The sequence below is a fragment of the Verrucosispora sp. NA02020 genome (assembly GCF_013364215.1).
Taxonomy (GTDB): Bacteria; Actinomycetota; Actinomycetes; order Mycobacteriales; family Micromonosporaceae; genus Micromonospora.
This window is the reverse complement of sequence record NZ_CP054923.1, coordinates 1,931,946-1,948,267: the sequence shown is the minus strand read 5'-3', so window position 1 is coordinate 1,948,267 and position 16,322 is coordinate 1,931,946. Positions and strand designations below refer to the sequence as shown.

Sequence of the window (16,322 nt, the reverse complement as noted above, 5' to 3'; positions counted from 1 at the left end):
CGTGTCGCTCCTACCTCAGGCGGCGTACCGCACGCGGGATCGGATCGGTCTCGTCGTCAAACTCCCCGATGACCTCCTCCAACAGGTCCTCCAGGGCGACGAAGCCGACCGGTCGGGCCGGGCCACCACCGTTGCGGACCAGCGCGAGCTGCGAGCGGCGGGCCCGCATCACGGCCACCGCCTCGGTCACGCTGGCCGTGCCCGGCAGGGTGATCGCCTCGTTCATCAGGTCCACCGCCCGGGCCTCCGGCCGGACGGCGGTCGCGCGCACCGCCTCCCGTACGTGCACCAGGCCGCAGACGTCACCGGCGGCGTCCAGCACCGCCAGTCGGGACCGGCCACTGTCCCGGCTGACCTGCTCGATCCGGTCCACGGGGTCCTCCCGGCGTACCGTCACCATCCGGTCGAAGGGCTCCATCACCTGCGCCACGGTGGTCGCCTGCAACTGGAGCATGCTGGTCAGCAACTCGTGCTGCGCGGCACCGAGCAGCCCGTGCTCGTGCGACTGCTCCAGCAGCATCCGCAACTCGTCCGGGCCGTGCACCTGGGCCAACTGGTCCTGCGGATTGACCTTGAACAGACGCAGCATCGCGTTGGCCACCGCGTTGAGCACCGACAGCACCGGCCGGGACACCCGGGCGAAGGCCCGGAACGGCAGGGCCAGCAGCAGCGCGGACCGCTCCGGGTGGGTGATCGCCCAGGACTTCGGGGCCATCTCACCGACCACCAGGTGCAGGAAGGTGACCAGGCTGAGCGCGAAGATCAGCGCGATCACGTGGCTGGCGCCGTACGGCAGGCCGACGGCGTGCAGCAGCGGCCCCACCAGCCGTTCGATCGCCGGTTCGGCCAGCGCACCGAGGCCCAACGTGCACAGGGTGATGCCGAGCTGCGCGCCGGCCAGCATCAGCGACAGCTCGCGTACGCCGTCGAGAGCGGCCTTCGCCGCCCGCCCGCCGCCCGCCGCCGCCTGCTCCAGGCGGTACCGCTTGCTCGCCACCAAGGCGAACTCGGCGGCGACGAAGAACCCGTTGAGCGCCAGCAGGACCACCGAGGTGATCAGCGCGAATCCGGTACTCACGCACCCACCTCCGCAGGGCCGTCGGTGAGCTGGAGCCGTACCGAGTCGGCCACGTGCCGGTCCACCGCGAGCACCTCGACCAGGGCACGCGGCCCCGGACCGTGGTCGCCGTCGGCCGGCAGGCGGATCTCCAGGCGGTCACCGACCTCGGGTACCCGGCCCAGCTCCCGCATCACCAGTCCGGAGAGGGTGTCGTACTCGGGGCCCTCGGGCAGCGCGATGCCGGTGCTGTCGGCGACCTCGTCGATGCGCCAGCGTGCGGGCACCACCCATGAGCCGTCCTCCTGGCGGGCCGGGGCCCGCTCCGGCGGGTCGTCCTCGTCGCGGATCGGGCCGACCAGTTCCTCGGCGATGTCCTCCAGCGTGATGACGCCCGCGAAGCCGCCGTACTCGTCGACCACGCAGGCGAGCTGCCGGTGTCCGGACCGGAGCCGGTCCAGGACGATGGGCAACGGCAACGTCTCGGGTACGAGCAGCGGTGCGCCGGCGACCGTACTGACCGGGGTGGTGGCACGCCGTGCCGGAGGCACCCCGAGTACGTCGGCGATGCCGATCACGCCGACCAGGTCGTCGACGCCCTCGGTGCCGCGTACCGGGAAGCGGGAACGCCCGGTGTCGAGCAGCTCGACCACCCGGCTGACCGGCTCGTGGGCCAGGACGGTGTGCACGTCGACCCGGGGCACCATGGCCTCGCCGGCGGTCAGTTGACGAAAATCGAGCCCCCGGTCCAGCAACTCGGACATCTCGGCGTCGAGATGCCCGCCCTGCCGGGACTCGGCGATGATCTGCTCCAGGTCCTCCGGCGTGGCGCCGCTGGGCAGTTCCTCGATCGGTTCGATGCCGACCCGGCGCAGCAGCCGTACCGCGGCCCGGTCGAACAGTTTGATGAGCGGCCCGGCGACGGCCAGGTAGACCAGGGTGGAACGGGACAGCGCCCGGGCCACCGACTCGGGCCGAGCGATGGCCAGGTTCTTGGGGGCCAGCTCGCCGACCACCATCTGCACCACGGTCGCGATGACCAGGGCCAGGGCGACCGACAGCGGGAGGCTGACCGCGGTGGAGACGCCGGAGACGCCGAGCAGCTCGGCCAGGCCGGCGCCGAGATAGGGCTCGGCGAGGTAGCCGACCAGCAGCGTGGTGACGGTGATGCCGAGCTGCGCGCCGGAGAGCATGAACGACAGCCGGCCGGTGACCTCCAAGGCGCGGACGGACGCCTGGTCGCCCTCGTCGGCACTCTGCTTGAGCTTGCCCCGGTCGACCGCGACGTAGCCGAACTCCTGCGCGACGAAGTAGCCCGTCGCGATGGTCAGAACGATGATCAGTACGAGACCGACGGTGATCAACACGGGACGCTCAGGGCTCCCGGGGTCGTCGGGTCGTGTGGATGCCGGGGCTTACCCGGCTGGCTACTGCTGCCCTCCTGGGCAGAAGAGTCGATCATCCCCTCATTCTACCGGCGGGGACGCCCGGCTCGCGGGCTGTGGAGGCACTGTCCCGACCGCGTGGCACGCCGCCGTCGGGCCTGCTCGGTGTGCGGCGTGCGGCCGCGGGGTGTGGGGTGCTCGGGGTGCGGCGTGCGGACGCGGGGTGTGGGGTGCTCGGGGTGCGTGGCAGTGCAGCTGTTGTGCGCACGGCGTGTCGGAGAGCTGCACTGCCACGCTCTTGCCGATCGGTCCAGCGGCGATGGTGCGGGCGGGCGGCGTAGACGTCGGCGGGATGCGGGTGGTCCAGGTGCCACAGGATGCGCATCGGGTCGAGTCGTGAACGACCATCTTGACCCCGGTGGACCTCGCTCTTCGGGCATGCCGCTGTTCGGATGTTAGGAGGGGACCCCTGCTATACCGGAGGCGTTAGCAGGGGGCCCTTCCTTACACCCGGGCGGTCAGTTTTGCACGATGCGGACGTCGTCGACGGCGGCCTCGACCAGGCTGGCGGTGCTGGCGTCGGCGGCGTCGATCACGATCCGGACGGTCTGTCCGCGTAGGGCCGAGATGTCCGCGCCGCCGGTCTGCCAGGAGGCGGCCCGGTTGGTGGCCGCGCCGGTCGCGGTGAGCGCGGTGAGCGTGCTGCTGCCGACCACGCGTACCCGCAGGTAGTCGGCGCTGCTGGAGTTGTTCAGGTGGGCCAGGTACCAGGAGAACGAGAGCGTCAGCGTGCCGGTGGACGGCAGGGTGATCGTCGGGGACTGGACGGTGCTGACGCCGCCGTCGAGGTCGTGGTCCCCCGCGCTGCTGCCCGCGAGCGGTCCGGTGACCAGGTCGAAACTGCCGCTGACCGTGGTGCCGAGCTGGGTGGCGACACCGGAGCTGCTGGTGGCGGCGGGGTCCGCGCGCTCCCACCGACCGGCGGTGGCGGTGTCCGTACCTGCCGGGTTGACGGTCCAGCCGGTGGCGGTCTCGAAGGTGTCGCTGTAGACCGTGGTGCCGGGCGGTGGGGTCGCCACCTGGGCCAGCGTCCAGACGGTGTACGCGATCGCGTCGGCGTTGCGGTCCAGCGCGGTGTCGTTGATGTTGGTGAGCGTGTCGCAGGACCGGTGGTAGCAGGGGTCGAACGCCTGCCCGGCGGTGCCGCCCCAGAGTGACGCCTGGGCGCTGGACTTGGTGCCCTCGGCGCCGGTGAAGGTGCCACCGGCCGGGATGCCCACGCTGATGAACGGGCCGTAGTCGCTTCGTCCGTCGAAGTCGGTGCCCCGGGTCGGTACGCCGATCGAGGTGAAGTACGCCTGGATGGTCTGCTCGATCTGGGCGGAGCCGGCCGGGCCGGGCCCGGAACCCACCCCGTCGGAGTTGTCCCCGTCGTAGACGAAGTAGCCGGCGTTGGGTGAGCCGACCATGTCGAAGTTCAGGTACTGCTTGATCCGGCTGCGCTCGGCGGTGGGCAGGTTGTTGACGTAGTACTGCGAGCCACGCAGCCCCAACTCCTCCGCGCCCCACCAGGCGAACCGCAGGTGCCGGTCGGGTGCGAACCCGGTCCGGGCGACGGCGAGCGCCACCTCCAGGATCGCGGCCGAGCCGGAGCCGTTGTCGTTGATGCCGGGCCCCGCGGTGGTGCTGTCCAGGTGCGCCCCGGTCATCACGACCGCGTTCGGGTCGCCGCCGGGCCAGTCGGCGATCAGGTTGTAGCCGGTGGCGCCGTTGTAGGTGAACGACTGGACGGCGGTGGTGTAGCCGACGGCGTCGAGCTGTGCCCGGACGTAGTTGACCGAGGCGAGGTAGCCGGGTCTGCCGTGTGCCCGGTTGCCACCGTTGGCGGTCGCGATCGACTGGAACTGGTTGAGGTGCCCCTTGACGTTGGTCAGGGAGATGTCGGGCGCGGTGACGGCGGCGGCGATGGGTGCGGCACCGGCCACGGGCGCGCCCGCGAGGGCCGACGCGGCGACCGTCGCGGTGGCGACGACCGCGGCTAGCCCGGCGGTACGGAGGGTGCGGGGTCTCATGGGTCCTCCCGGTTCGGGGGCGAGCACCGGCCGACCGTGGGTGCACGGGTGGCCGGCGGACGGCCATTTGATCGATGTCCGTCATTGCGAGAGGTTGCTGGGCCGGGCCCTGGCGGGCAAGACGCAAGGTGCCGGATTGATCGCTCCGTCCGAAATCCGGCGTGTCACCGGTCGGCGAGGTCGTCGGCCTCCAGCAGTTGCCGGTCCAGTCGTCCGCTGCGGTACGCCGCCCGACCGATCATCTGCGCGGCGACCGGCGCGGTGGCCAACTGGAAGACCCCGACCAGCGCGATCATCCCGATGTCGGAGACGGTCCGCAGCCGCAGCCCGACCCCCAGCAGCAGGAGCAGGACGCCGAGCACCTGCGGCTTGGTGGCCGCGTGCATCCGGGTCGGCGCGTCCGGGAAGCGCACCACCCCGATCGCGGCGGCCAGGCTCAGCAACGCACCGGCGATCAGGCTGGTCGCGCCCAGCCAGTCGGCGACGGTCCCGAGGGTCACCCCGTCCAGCCAGTTCGCGGCCGACAACACGGTCGACCGGACGGCCGTCACGGCTTCTCCCGGACGGCGAAGCGGACCATCGACACCGAGCCGACGAAGCCGAGCAGGCCGAGCGCCACCAGCACCGGCAGCGTGGTGGCGTGCCGGTTGATCGCCGCCTCCGCACCGACTGCGCCGATCATGGTGGCCAGCAGCATGTCGGCGGCGATCACCCGGTCCAGCAGCGACGGCCCCCGGTAGAGCCGGGCGAGGGCGAGCAGCGCGGTCACCGACAGAAGACCCGCCAGTACGACGATGAGGACGGTGTTCACGGGGACTCCTTGTCGGCCGGGTCGGCGCGCAGGCGGCGGACCTCGGCCGTCGACCCCACCGCCTCGATGATCCGCCGTTCCACGGCGCGTACCTGCTCGCGGGCGTCGATGAGGTCGCTGCGTCGGCGTACGTCCAGCACGTGCACGTAGAGCGTCGCGCTCTCCCGCTCCACGTCCACGATCAACGTCCCCGGCACCAGCGAGAGCGCCTCGGCGGTGAGGGCCAGGTTCAGGTCGGTGCGGACCCGCAGTCGCACCGCCACGATGGCCGAGCGGGGCACGTACCCGGGCTGCACCGCGATCCGGGCGACGTGCGCGCTGGCCCGGACCAGTTCGACGACGAACCGGACCCCGAACACCAGCAGTCCCCAAGGCCGCAGCCGCCCGGCGAAGGTCACCGGCGGGAGCGGGAAGAACACCAGCACCGCCGCGCCGACCAGGATTCCGCCCAGCAGGTTGCCCCAGGTGAACTCGCCCCAGAGCAGGTTCCAGACCAGCACCAGCCAACCGACGGCGATGGCCTGGTCCCGCCATCGGCCCGCCCGGCCGCGGACGTCCCGGCCCGGCTCGTCGGCCGGCCCGCCGTGGAGATCGGTCACGGTGGACCGTCCGGCAGGACGGCGTGGATGTACGGGGTCCGCTCGCGCAGGTCGACGGCCGCGCCGGTGGTCACGTCGAACAGTGGACCCGCCACCACGGTCAGGGACACCCCGAGGGCCACCAGGGCGATGGTGGCGCCGACGGTCAGCGCGGGCAGCGGAGCGGTCGGTTCGACGGTCTGGCAGGGCGTACGCCAGAAGGCCAGGTTCCACACCCGGCTGGCCACGTAGAGCGTGAGCAGGCTGGTCAACGTGCCGACCGCCACCAGCGTCCAGGGCAGCGCGCCGCCGACCGCCACGCCGGCCTGGAGCAGCCCGAGCTTGCCGAGAAACCCGGAGAACGGCGGTATGCCGGCGAGGTTCATCGCCGAGACGAAGAAGAGCACGGCGAGCAGCGGCGTCAACCGGGCCAGGCCGCCGAGCCGACGCAGGTCGGTGCTGCCGGTGCGTTGTTCGATCAGGCCGGCGACCAGGAACAGGGTGGTCTGGATGGTGATGTGGTGCACCACGTAGAAGATGGCCCCGACCAGTCCGGCGACGGTACTGAGCCCCACCCCGAAGATCATGTAGCCGATGTGGCTGACCAGTGTGAACGAGAACAGTCGTTTCAGGTCCGACTGGGCCACCGCGCCGAGGATGCCGACCAGCATGGTCAGCCCGGCCACCACCATCAGCACCCGGTCGGCCTGCTCGCCGGGGAAGAGCAGGGTCTGGGTCCGGATGATCGCGTACACGCCGACCTTGGTGAGCAGGCCGGCGAAGACCGCGGTGACCGGGGCCGGGGCGGTCGGATAGCTGTCCGGCAGCCAGGCCGAGAGCGGGAAGACCGCCGCCTTGATGCCGAAGGCCAGCAGCAGCATCAGTTGCAGGCTCAGCCGTACGCCCTCGGGCAGCCCGTCGAAGCGGGCCGCGAGGTGGGCCAGGTTGAGCGTGCCGGTCGCCGCGTACACCAGGCCGACCGAGATCAGGAAGATCATCGAGGCCAGGACGTTGACCACCACGTACGTCGAGCCGGTGCGGATGCGCAGTCGCGTGCTGTTCAGCGTGATCAGCACGAAGCTGGCGGCGAGCAGCATCTCGAATCCGACGAAGAGGTTGAACAGGTCCCCGGCGAGGAAGGCGTTCGTCACGCCGGCGGTCAGCACCAGGTAGGTGGGGTGGAAGATGGCCAGCGGCGCGGACTCGCCGGTGTCCGCCTGGCCCTGGCCGATCGAGTAGAGCAGCACGCACAGGGTCACCGCCGAGGAGACCACCAGCATCAACGCCGCCAACTGGTCGGCGACCAGCACGATGCCCACCGGTGCCGGCCAGGCGCCGACCTGCACCACCGCCGGACCGTGCCGGTAGGCGTGCACCAGCAGCAGCACCGCCACCACGAGTGTGGTGGCCAGGCAACCCACGCTGACGATGCGCTGCGGCACGGGCCACTTCGCCAGCAGCAGGGTCAGTGCCGCGCCCAGCACCGGCAGCAGCACCGGCAGCGGCACGAGGGCGGTCATCGGTGCCGCCCGTGCGACGCGTACCGGCTCATCCCGGGCCCCCCTCGCGGCGGCGCTGCCACGGCGCGGGCGCGTCGACCTGCTCGGGGTCGCTCTCCGGCGGTTCCCCGCCGAGGTCCGCGGTGGAGACCTCCCGGCGCGCCGCGCGGCGGACGATCTGCTGGTCCTCCAGGTCGTCGGGCACCTCGTCGTCGCCGGTCAAGTACCAGCTGCGGTAGCTGATGGCGAGCAGGAAGGCGGTGAACCCGAACGTGATGACGATGGCCGTCAGCACCATGGCCTGGGGCAGCGCGTCGCTCATCCGATCCGGCTCGGTGACCCCGGCCACCGGTGCCCGCCCGGACCGGCCACCGAAGATGATCAGCAGGTTGACGCCGTTGCCGATCAGGATGATGCCGAGCAGGATCCGACTCAGGCTGCGTTCCAGCAGCAGGGTCACCCCGCAGCCGACGAGCACCCCGATCGCCACGAACGAGACAAGGTTGGCCCCGGCGCTCATCGGGTGCCGCCCCGGCGCTCCACGGCGAGCCCGCCCTCGGGTCCGCCGGCCGCCTCGATGTGCCGGTCCACCTCGGCACCGAGACTGCGCAGCACGTCCAGCGCCAACCCGATCACCACCAGATAGACGCCGATGTCGAAGAAGAGCGAGGTGATCAGGTAGAAGTCGCCGATCACCGGCAGCCAGAGGTCGATCCGCGCGCTCTCCAGCACGGCACCGCCGGCCAGCAGGGAGGCCACCGCGCCGCACACCGCCAGGCCGAGCCCGGCGCCGAGTACGGTGCCGGCGGAGACCGGCGCGGCCTCGGCCAGTTCGTACCGGCCGCCGGCGAGGTAGCGCATGGTCAGCGCCAGGCTGGCCACCAGGCCACCGGCGAATCCCCCACCGGGCGCGTTGTGGCCGGAGAACAGCAGGTAGAAGGAGAAGAGCACGGCGGTGTGGAAGATCAGCCGGGTGACCACCTCCAGCACGATCGAGCGGTTGCGTTCGATCAGCGTGGCGCCGCCGCGCAGCCACACCGGCCGCCCGGCCAGGCTCTCGCCCCGGTCGGCGTCCAACCGTCGGGGCCGGGGGCCGGTGCGGGACTGCTGGAAGACCAGACTGGCCACCCCGGTCGCGGCGGCCACCAGCACCGCCAGCTCACCGAACGTGTCCCAGGCCCGGATGTCGACGAGCGTCACGTTCACCACGTTGCGGCCGTACCCCTGCTCGACGGCGAGCCGGGGGAAGTCCTCGGAGATGGTGCGGGTGTGCCGGGCCGCCGTCGCGGCCAGTGCGAGCCCGGCCACGGTGAGGCCGACCAGTGCGCCGATCGACCGGCGGATCCAGCGGCTGCGGCGCAGCGGACGCACCGAGAACCGCTCCGGCAGGCGACGCAGCACCAGCACGAAGACCGCGATGGTCACGGTCTCCACCAGGAACTGGGTGAGCGCCAGGTCAGGTGCGCCGTGCAGCACGAAGAACATCGCGGTGCCGTAGCCGGTCACCCCGACCAGCAGCATCGCGGTGAGCCGGCGGCTGGCCCCGACGGCGAGCAGCGCCGCCATCGCGATCACCAGCAGCACCACCGGCTGCGCGGGCGAGCCCCACAGCATCAGGGATTGTTCCCACGGACGGATCACCAGCAGCACCCCGCCGGGCACGGCGGAGAGCACGATCAGGATGAGACCGAGGTACTGCGGCAGTGAACCCCGTTGGGTGACGCTGGTGACGTCCACCGCGGTCCGGTCGAAGCGGTGGATGAGCCACTCGTAGCCCTGCTGTCCGGTGGCCGGGGACCGCAGTCGGGCCAGCACCGGGGTCAACGGACCGCGGAGCAGGAACAGCACCGCGCCGCCGGCGAGGGTCAGCGCGGAGAGACCGAGCGCGAGGTGGAAGCCGGGCCAGAGGGTGAGGTGCCCGTGGACCGGTCCGAGGAGTTGCGCGTACGGGCGGAACAGGTGGTCGAGCGCGCCCGCCGCCGGCCCGGCGACGAGTCCCGCCCCGGCGAGCACGGCCGGTGGCCAGAGCATCGCCGCCGGGATCCGCTCCAGTTCGGTCGGCGCCAGGCCGGGACGGGTGCCGAACGCGCCCCAGAGGAACCGGATGCTGTAGGCGACCGTGAGCACGGTGCCGACCACCAGCACGGCCAGCGCCACCGGCCGATCGGTGAAGGCGGCGAAGATCGCCTCCTTCGCGGCGAAACCGAACAGTGGCGGCACCCCGGCCATGGAGGCGGCGGCGAGCCCGGCCACCACCGCCAGGACCGGGGTACTTCGCCCCAGGCCGGACAGCTTGCGCAGGTCACGGGTGTGTGCGCCGTGGTCGATGATGCCGACGACGAGGAACAGCGCCGCCTTGAACAGGGCGTGTGCCACCAACATCGCCACGCCGGCCAGCGCGGCGTCCGGGGTGCCCACCCCGATCGCCACCGCCACCAGGCCGAGCTGGCTGAGCGTGCCGTACGCCAGCAGCAGTTTCAGGTCGTTCTGCCGCAACGCGGACCAGCCGCCCAGCACCATGGTGGCCAGCCCGGCGACAAGTACCACCGGTCGCCACGGGCTCGCCTGCGCCAGCAACGGGGCAAGCAGACCGAGCAGGTAGACGCCGGCCTTCACCATCGCCGCCGCGTGCAGGTACGCGCTGACCGGCGTCGGTGCCGCCATCGCCACCGGCAGCCACGAGGTGAACGGCAGCAGGGCCGACTTGGACAGCGCCCCGAGCAGGATCAGCACCACGGCGACGACCAGGTACGCCCCGCCGGGAAGCGGGTGTTGCGACAGTTCCGACAGGCGGTAGGTGCCGGCGTGGTGGCCAAGCATGATGAACCCGACCAGCATGGCCAGGCCGCCGAACGTGGTCACGGTCAGCGCCTGGGCGGCGGCCCAGCGGGCCGAACGCCGCTCGGCGCTGTGCCCGATGAGCAGGTACGAGAAGACCGTGGTCAGTTCCCAGCAGACGTAGAGCAGCAGCAGGTCGTCGGCGAAGACCAGGCCGAGCATGGCTCCGGCGAAGCCGACCAGCACCCCGGCGAACTGGGCCGTCCCGACGGCCGGGGGCGGGAAGTACCGTGCGCTGTAGACCAGCACCAACGCGCCGACGCCGCCGATCAGCAGGGTCATCACCCAGGACAGCGTGGTCGTCCGGAAGGCCAGGTCGAGCCCGAGCTTCGGGATCCACGGGTACGTCTCGACCACCGCACCGCCGTCGGTCACGTCGGGGGTGCGGACCACCGCCCAGCCGAACGCGGCGGCCGGCGCGAGCGCCAGCGGATAGCAGGCGCGCGCACCCCACCGACGGACCAGCAGCGGTGCCGCCAGCGCCGCCACGAGGTGCAGGATCAGCAGTACGAGCACGCGCGCTCCCGGTCGAGGTGGCAGCGGCGCCCGTTTCGCGTGCATGGCGCCTACCTGCGATCAGACGACATCTCCGGGGCGCGATAGTCGGTTTTACCGAAAAAAGCCCATATTCACCTTTGTCTGGCGCGTCGAGGGTGCCAGGCGGCGGGCGCGAAGCGGACCCACCCCTCGTGGTGCCCTTTGCTCTGCTTCAACCCACGCAACAGTCACCCTTCGTGTCGATCATCGAGGTCGCCATCGGCGCCGGTCGCCAGAGCAGCGCAGTTCAGAGGGCATTGCGTGGGTTGAAGCAGAGCAAAGGCGAGCGAGAGCACTCGGAGCCGACCCGGGGAAGCCACGAAGAGTGACCGGCCGCAGTCGACCGCGTGGGCGACCGCGTGGGCGACCGCGTGGCGACCGGGAGAGATCGGTGACGCTCGGGCGCGGCGGGGCCGCGCCACCGGCGCGAGGAGTTCCGTCCTACCCGGCGCGGGTCTCGACCGCCAGGTCCGGTCGGCCGAGTTGCCGTGCCGCCTTGTTGACCAGTCGCTGGGCTGCGGCGAGCGAGCGCACGGAGAGTAGCCGCCCTCGACTCTCCCGACGGAGCACGAAATAGTGCACGGCGACCCGCACCCGCGCCCGGTCCGCGGCACTGGCCTGGGCCGTCGACGCGATCAACTCCCGCAGGCAGCCAGCGAGACGCTCGGCCAGCTCAAGATCGGGCCCGTGCAGGCCGGTGCGGAGAGTGGCGACATGACTGTCGACCTTGCGAATCAGGACGTCGGTGCCGGACCCTGGACTCCGCTCCTCGACGTCCATCCGACCTCCTCGCCGTGCGTTACACCGCGAGTGAAGTTACTTTATGTTGCCGGATGCAAGCAAGAAGTTAAGTAAGACTTAACGGATTCTACGGTCATGACGCCTGCAACGCCTTAAACAGACATACCTCTCCACCGACGAACACGAAGGATGTCGGTCCCCAGGGGCAGTATGGGGTCGTGGCGGATTCCAGCGGCGGGTCGACGGGGGTGCTCTCCCGCTTCGGTCCGGCGACCCGGGAGTGGTTCGGGGCGGCCTTCGCCGCGCCCACGGCAGCGCAGGCCGGCGCCTGGACGGCGGTCGCGGCCGGGCGGCACGCCCTGGTGGTGGCGCCGACCGGTTCCGGCAAAACCCTCGCCGCCTTCCTCTGGTCGCTCGACCGGTTGGCCCGCGAGCCGGCCCCCGACGACCCCCGACACCGGTGCCGGGTGCTCTACGTCAGCCCGCTCAAGGCGCTCGCGGTCGACGTCGAGCGGAACCTGCGCGCACCTCTGGCGGGCATCCGGCAGGCCGCCACCCGGCTCGCGCTCCCCCCGCCGGAGATCACCGTCGGCATGCGGACCGGCGACACCCCGGCGGACGAGCGGCGGGCCTTCGCACGGACTCCGCCGGACATCCTGATCACCACCCCGGAGTCGCTGTTCCTGCTGCTCACCTCCGCCGCGCGGGACGCGCTGCGGGGCGTCGAGACGGTGATCGTCGACGAGGTGCACGCGGTCGCCGGCACCAAACGCGGCGCCCACCTCGCGCTCTCCCTGGAGCGTCTCGACGAGTTGCTGCCCGCTCCGGCGCAGCGGATCGGGCTCTCCGCCACCGTCCGGCCGCTCGACGAGTGCGCCCGGTTCCTCGGCGGCGCCCGCCCGGTCGACGTGGTGGCCCCGGCCAGCGCCAAGACGATCGAGGTCAGCGTCCAGGTCCCGGTGGAGGACATGACCCGCCTCGACGAGCAGGAGCAGCCGGAGGACGACCTCGGCCGCCCCAGGTCGGCGTCGATCTGGCCCGCCGTCGAGGAACGCGTCCACTCGTTGATCCGAGCCCACCGCTCGACCATCGTCTTCACCAACTCCCGGCGCAGCGCCGAGCGGCTCTGCGCCCGCCTCAACGAACTCGCCCACGAGCAGACCACCGCGCCGACCACTGACGGGGTGACCCCGCCGGCCGAGCGTGCCGGCCGGACACCGGCGGAGATGATGGCCCAGGCCGGGGCCGTGGCCGGCGCGCCGCCGGTGATCGCCCGCGCGCACCACGGCAGCGTCTCCCGCGAGGAGCGCCGGCACATCGAGGAGGCGCTCAAGGCCGGTCAGCTCCCGGCCGTGGTCGCCACCTCCAGCCTCGAACTCGGCATCGACATGGGCGCGGTCGACCTGGTCGTGCAGATCGAGGCGCCGCCGAGCGTGGCCGCCGGCCTGCAACGCGTCGGGCGGGCCGGGCACCAGGTCGGCGCGGTGTCCCGTGGGGTGGTGCTGCCCAAGCACCGGGGCGACCTGCTCTCCTGCGCCGTGGTCGCCGAGCGGATGGGCGACGCCGCGATCGAGGAGCTGCACCATCCGCGCAACCCGCTCGACGTGCTCGCCCAACAGATCGTCGCGATGGTCGCGCTCGACGAGTGGCCGGTGGCCGACCTGGCGACGGTGGTCCGCCGGGCGGCGCCCTTCGCCGAGCTGCCCGACTCCGCGCTGCACGCCGTGCTCGACATGCTCTCCGGCCGCTACCCGTCGACCGCCTTCGCCGAGCTGCGTCCCCGCCTGGTCTGGGACCGCGCCACCGACCTGCTGACCGGTCGGCCGGGCGCCCAACGGCTCGCGGTGACCAGCGGCGGCACCATCCCCGACCGGGGTCTGTTCGGCGTCTTCCTGGCCGGCGCCGAACGTGCCGCCCGGGTCGGCGAGCTGGACGAGGAGATGGTCTACGAGTCCCGGGTGGGCGACGTCTTCCTGCTGGGCTCGTCGTCCTGGCGGATCGAGGAGATCACACCGGACCGGGTGCTGGTCTCCCCCGCGCCCGGCCAGGCGGCGAAGATGCCGTTCTGGAAGGGCGACCAGCCGGGCCGCCCGGTCGAGTTGGGCCGGGCGATCGGTGCCCGGGTACGCGGCCTGCTGCGCCAGGGTGACGACGAGGCGACCGCCGCGTTGCGTGCCACCGGCCTGGACGACTGGGCCGCCGGCAACCTGATGGCGTACCTGCGCGAGCAGCAGGCCGCCACCCGCGCCCTGCCCGACGACCGGACGGTGGTGGTCGAGCGGTTCCGCGACGAGTTGGGCGACTGGCGACTGGCGGTGCACAGTGTGCTCGGCGCCCGGGTCAACGCGCCCTGGGCACTGGCCGTCGGCCGTCGACTCGCCGAACGGTACGGCGTGGACGCCCAGGTGCTGCCCGCCGACGACGGCATCGTGGTGCGCCTGCCGGACACCGCCGACACGCCGCCCGGTGCCGACGTGGTGGCCTTCGACCCCGAGGAGATCGTCCAGCTCGTGGAGGAGTCGGTCGGCACCTCGGCGCTGTTCGCGGCCCGGTTCCGCGAGTGCGCCGCGCGGTCGCTGCTGCTGCCCCGCCGCGACCCGCGTCGCCGCCAGCCGCTCTGGCAGCAGCGGCAACGTGCCGCCCAACTGCTCGACGTCGCCCGCGAGTACGCCGACTTCCCGGTCACCCTGGAGGCCGCCCGCGAATGTCTCCAGGACGTCTTCGACCTGCCCGCGCTGACCCAGGTGATGCGGGACCTGGCCGGTCGCCGGGTGCGGCTGGTCGAGGTGGAGACCCCGCGTCCGTCGCCGTTCGCCCGCTCGCTGCTCTTCGGGTACGTGGGCGCGTTCCTCTATGAGGGCGACTCGCCGCTGGCGGAGCGCCGGGCGGCGGCGCTGGCGCTGGACTCGGCCCTGCTCGGCGAGCTGCTCGGTCGGGTCGACCTGCGCGAGCTGCTCGACGCGGAGGTGCTCGCCGAGACCGAGCGACAGCTCAGGTGGCTCACCCCGCAGCGCCGTCCCCGCGACGCCGAGGACGCGGTGGAGCTGCTGCGCCAGGTCGGCGACCTGAGCGACGACGAGCTGGCGGCACGCGGGGTGCCGGTGGACTGGCTGACCGAGCTGGCCGCCGCCCGGCGGGTGCTGCGGGTCCGCGTCGCCGGGCAGGACCGCTGGGTCGGCGTGGAGGACGCCGGCCGGCTACGGGACGCGTTGGGCGTGGCCCTGCCGGTGGGCGTCGCCGAGGCGTACCTCGAACCGGTCGCCGATCCGCTCGGTGACCTGGTCGCCCGGTACGCCCGCACGCACGCGCCGTTCGCGGCGAGCACCTGCGCGGCCCGGTTCGGGCTGGGCGTCTTCGTGGTGGAGCAGACCTTGCGCCGACTGGGGGCCACCGGTCGGGTGGTCTCCGGCGAGTTCACCCCGGAGTCGGTCGGCACCCAGTGGTGCGACGCCGAGGTGCTGCGCCTGTTGCGTCGCCGCTCCCTCGCCGCGCTGCGTCGCGAGATCGAGCCGGTGCCGCCCCGGGCGCTGGCCACCTTCCTGCCCCGCTGGCAGCAGGTCGGCTCGTCGGCGCGCGGGGTCGAGGCGGTGGCCGCCGCCCTGGAGCAGTTGCAGGGCGTCTCGGTTCCCGCCTCGGCCCTGGAACGGCTGGTGCTGCCGGCCCGGGTGGCCGACTACTCCCCCGCCCACCTCGACGAGCTGTGTGCCAGCGGCGAGGTGCTGTGGGCCGGCGCGGGTGCGATCTCCGGCGGCGACGGCTGGGTCGGCCTGGCGTACGCGGACGCCGCCGCGCTGCTGTTGCCGCCGACGGACGACGCGCTGGCGCGTACGCCCCTGCACGACGCGGTGCTGGACGCGCTCGGTGACGGACAGGCGATGTTCTTCCGCCCGCTGGCCGACCGGGTCCGGTCCACCGACGACGCCGAGCTGACGGCGGTGATCTGGGAGCTGGTCTGGTCCGGTCATCTCACCAACGACACGCTCGCACCGCTGCGGGCGCTGCTCGGCGGCGGTGGCGCGCACCGGTCCCGGCCGACCGCCGCTCGGGGCCGCTACCGACGGCCGGGACGGGTGGCCCTGCCGGCCCGGGGTGGCCCGCCGACGGTGGCGGGCCGCTGGTCCCGGTTGCCGGAGCGGGACACCGATCCGACCCGCCGGGCCGCCGCACTGGCCGACGTGCTGCTGGAGCGGCACGGCGTGGTGACCCGGGGCGCGGTCGTCGCCGAGCAGGTGCCGGGCGGGTTCGCCGCGGTGTATCCGGTGCTGGCGGCGATGGAGGAGCGCGGGGCGGCCCGGCGTGGATACTTCGTCGACGGTCTGGGCGCGGCACAGTTCGCGGTACCCGGCGCGGTGGACCGGATCCGGGCCCTGGCCGAGCCGCTCGACGACGGTCGGGCGACTCGGGGTGCTCCGGCGGTGGTCCTGGCCGCGACCGACCCGGCCAACCCGTACGGCGCGGCACTGCCCTGGCCGGAGCGGGTGGTCGACTCGGGTGACGCGGCGACCCCCGCGCCCACCGGGCACCGGGCCGGGCGCAAGGCCGGTGCCCTGGTCGTGGTGGTCGCCGGCGATCTGGTGCTCTACGTCGAGCGCGGCGGCCGGACGATCCTCAGCTTCACCGACGACTCCGACGCGCTGACCGCTGCCGGCAAGGCGCTGGCCGACGCGGTCCACTCCGGAGCGCTCGGCCCGATGTCGGTGGAACGCGCCGACGGTGAGGCCGTCCGCTCGTCGCCGCTGCGGGACGCCCTCACCGCCGCCGGTTTCCGCACCACCCCGCGCGGCCTGCGGCTACGCGCCTGAGC

General features: G+C 72.7%; 11 protein-coding genes. 1 reads left to right on the top strand and 10 read right to left on the bottom strand.

The window, feature by feature from the left end; all coding sequences use genetic code 11:
* Positions 1-10: 10 nt before the first annotated feature.
* The 10 genes from HUT12_RS08550 to HUT12_RS08505 all read right to left on the bottom strand — a co-directional run bounded on the left by HUT12_RS08550 (position 11) and on the right by HUT12_RS08505 (position 11,557).
* Positions 11-1,078 carry a hemolysin family protein gene (locus HUT12_RS08550; RefSeq protein WP_131053508.1) on the bottom strand — a complete coding sequence of 356 codons (1,068 nt, stop codon included), beginning with the start codon at positions 1,076-1,078 and terminating at the stop codon, positions 11-13.
* A complete protein-coding gene (locus HUT12_RS08545; protein ID WP_131053509.1) occupies positions 1,075-2,424 on the bottom strand; it encodes a hemolysin family protein in 1,350 nt (449 codons plus the stop codon). The genes HUT12_RS08550 and HUT12_RS08545 overlap by 4 nt, the downstream gene beginning before the upstream one ends.
* 536 nt (positions 2,425-2,960) lie before the next feature.
* Positions 2,961-4,514, bottom strand: coding sequence for a M28 family metallopeptidase (locus HUT12_RS08540; protein WP_176093032.1), 1,554 nt, complete (start codon positions 4,512-4,514; stop codon positions 2,961-2,963).
* 164 nt (positions 4,515-4,678) lie between these two features.
* On the bottom strand, positions 4,679-5,014 hold the full coding sequence (gene mnhG, locus HUT12_RS08535; protein ID WP_131053518.1) for a monovalent cation/H(+) antiporter subunit G: 336 nt from the start codon (positions 5,012-5,014) through the stop codon (positions 4,679-4,681).
* Between the two features lie 47 nt (positions 5,015-5,061).
* Positions 5,062-5,325 (bottom strand): monovalent cation/H+ antiporter complex subunit F, encoded by a 264-nt coding sequence (locus HUT12_RS08530; RefSeq protein WP_131053511.1) that lies wholly within the window; start codon positions 5,323-5,325, stop codon positions 5,062-5,064.
* Complete coding sequence (locus tag HUT12_RS08525) at positions 5,322-5,924, bottom strand: Na+/H+ antiporter subunit E (RefSeq protein ID WP_176093031.1); 603 nt, start codon at positions 5,922-5,924, stop codon at positions 5,322-5,324. Before HUT12_RS08525 ends, HUT12_RS08530 begins: the two co-directional genes overlap by 4 nt.
* The gene (locus HUT12_RS08520; protein ID WP_131053513.1) at positions 5,921-7,423 is read right to left on the bottom strand and encodes a Na+/H+ antiporter subunit D; all 1,503 of its coding nucleotides are present in this window, start codon (positions 7,421-7,423) and stop codon (positions 5,921-5,923) included. Before HUT12_RS08520 ends, HUT12_RS08525 begins: the two co-directional genes overlap by 4 nt.
* Before the next feature lie 28 nt (positions 7,424-7,451).
* A complete protein-coding gene (locus tag HUT12_RS08515; RefSeq protein ID WP_131053514.1) occupies positions 7,452-7,922 on the bottom strand; it encodes a Na(+)/H(+) antiporter subunit C in 471 nt (156 codons plus the stop codon).
* Complete coding sequence (locus HUT12_RS08510; protein WP_176093030.1) at positions 7,919-10,756, bottom strand: Na+/H+ antiporter subunit A; 2,838 nt, start codon at positions 10,754-10,756, stop codon at positions 7,919-7,921. Before HUT12_RS08510 ends, HUT12_RS08515 begins: the two co-directional genes overlap by 4 nt.
* A gap of 462 nt (positions 10,757-11,218) precedes the next feature.
* A complete protein-coding gene (locus HUT12_RS08505; protein WP_176093029.1) occupies positions 11,219-11,557 on the bottom strand; it encodes a hypothetical protein in 339 nt (112 codons plus the stop codon).
* A gap of 179 nt (positions 11,558-11,736) precedes the next feature.
* On the opposite strand from HUT12_RS08505, the gene HUT12_RS08500 reads away from it, so the two are divergent.
* Positions 11,737-16,320, top strand: a complete 4,584-nt coding sequence (locus HUT12_RS08500; RefSeq protein WP_176093028.1) for an ATP-dependent helicase — start codon at positions 11,737-11,739, stop codon at positions 16,318-16,320.
* The last annotated feature ends 2 nt before the right edge of the window (positions 16,321-16,322 follow it).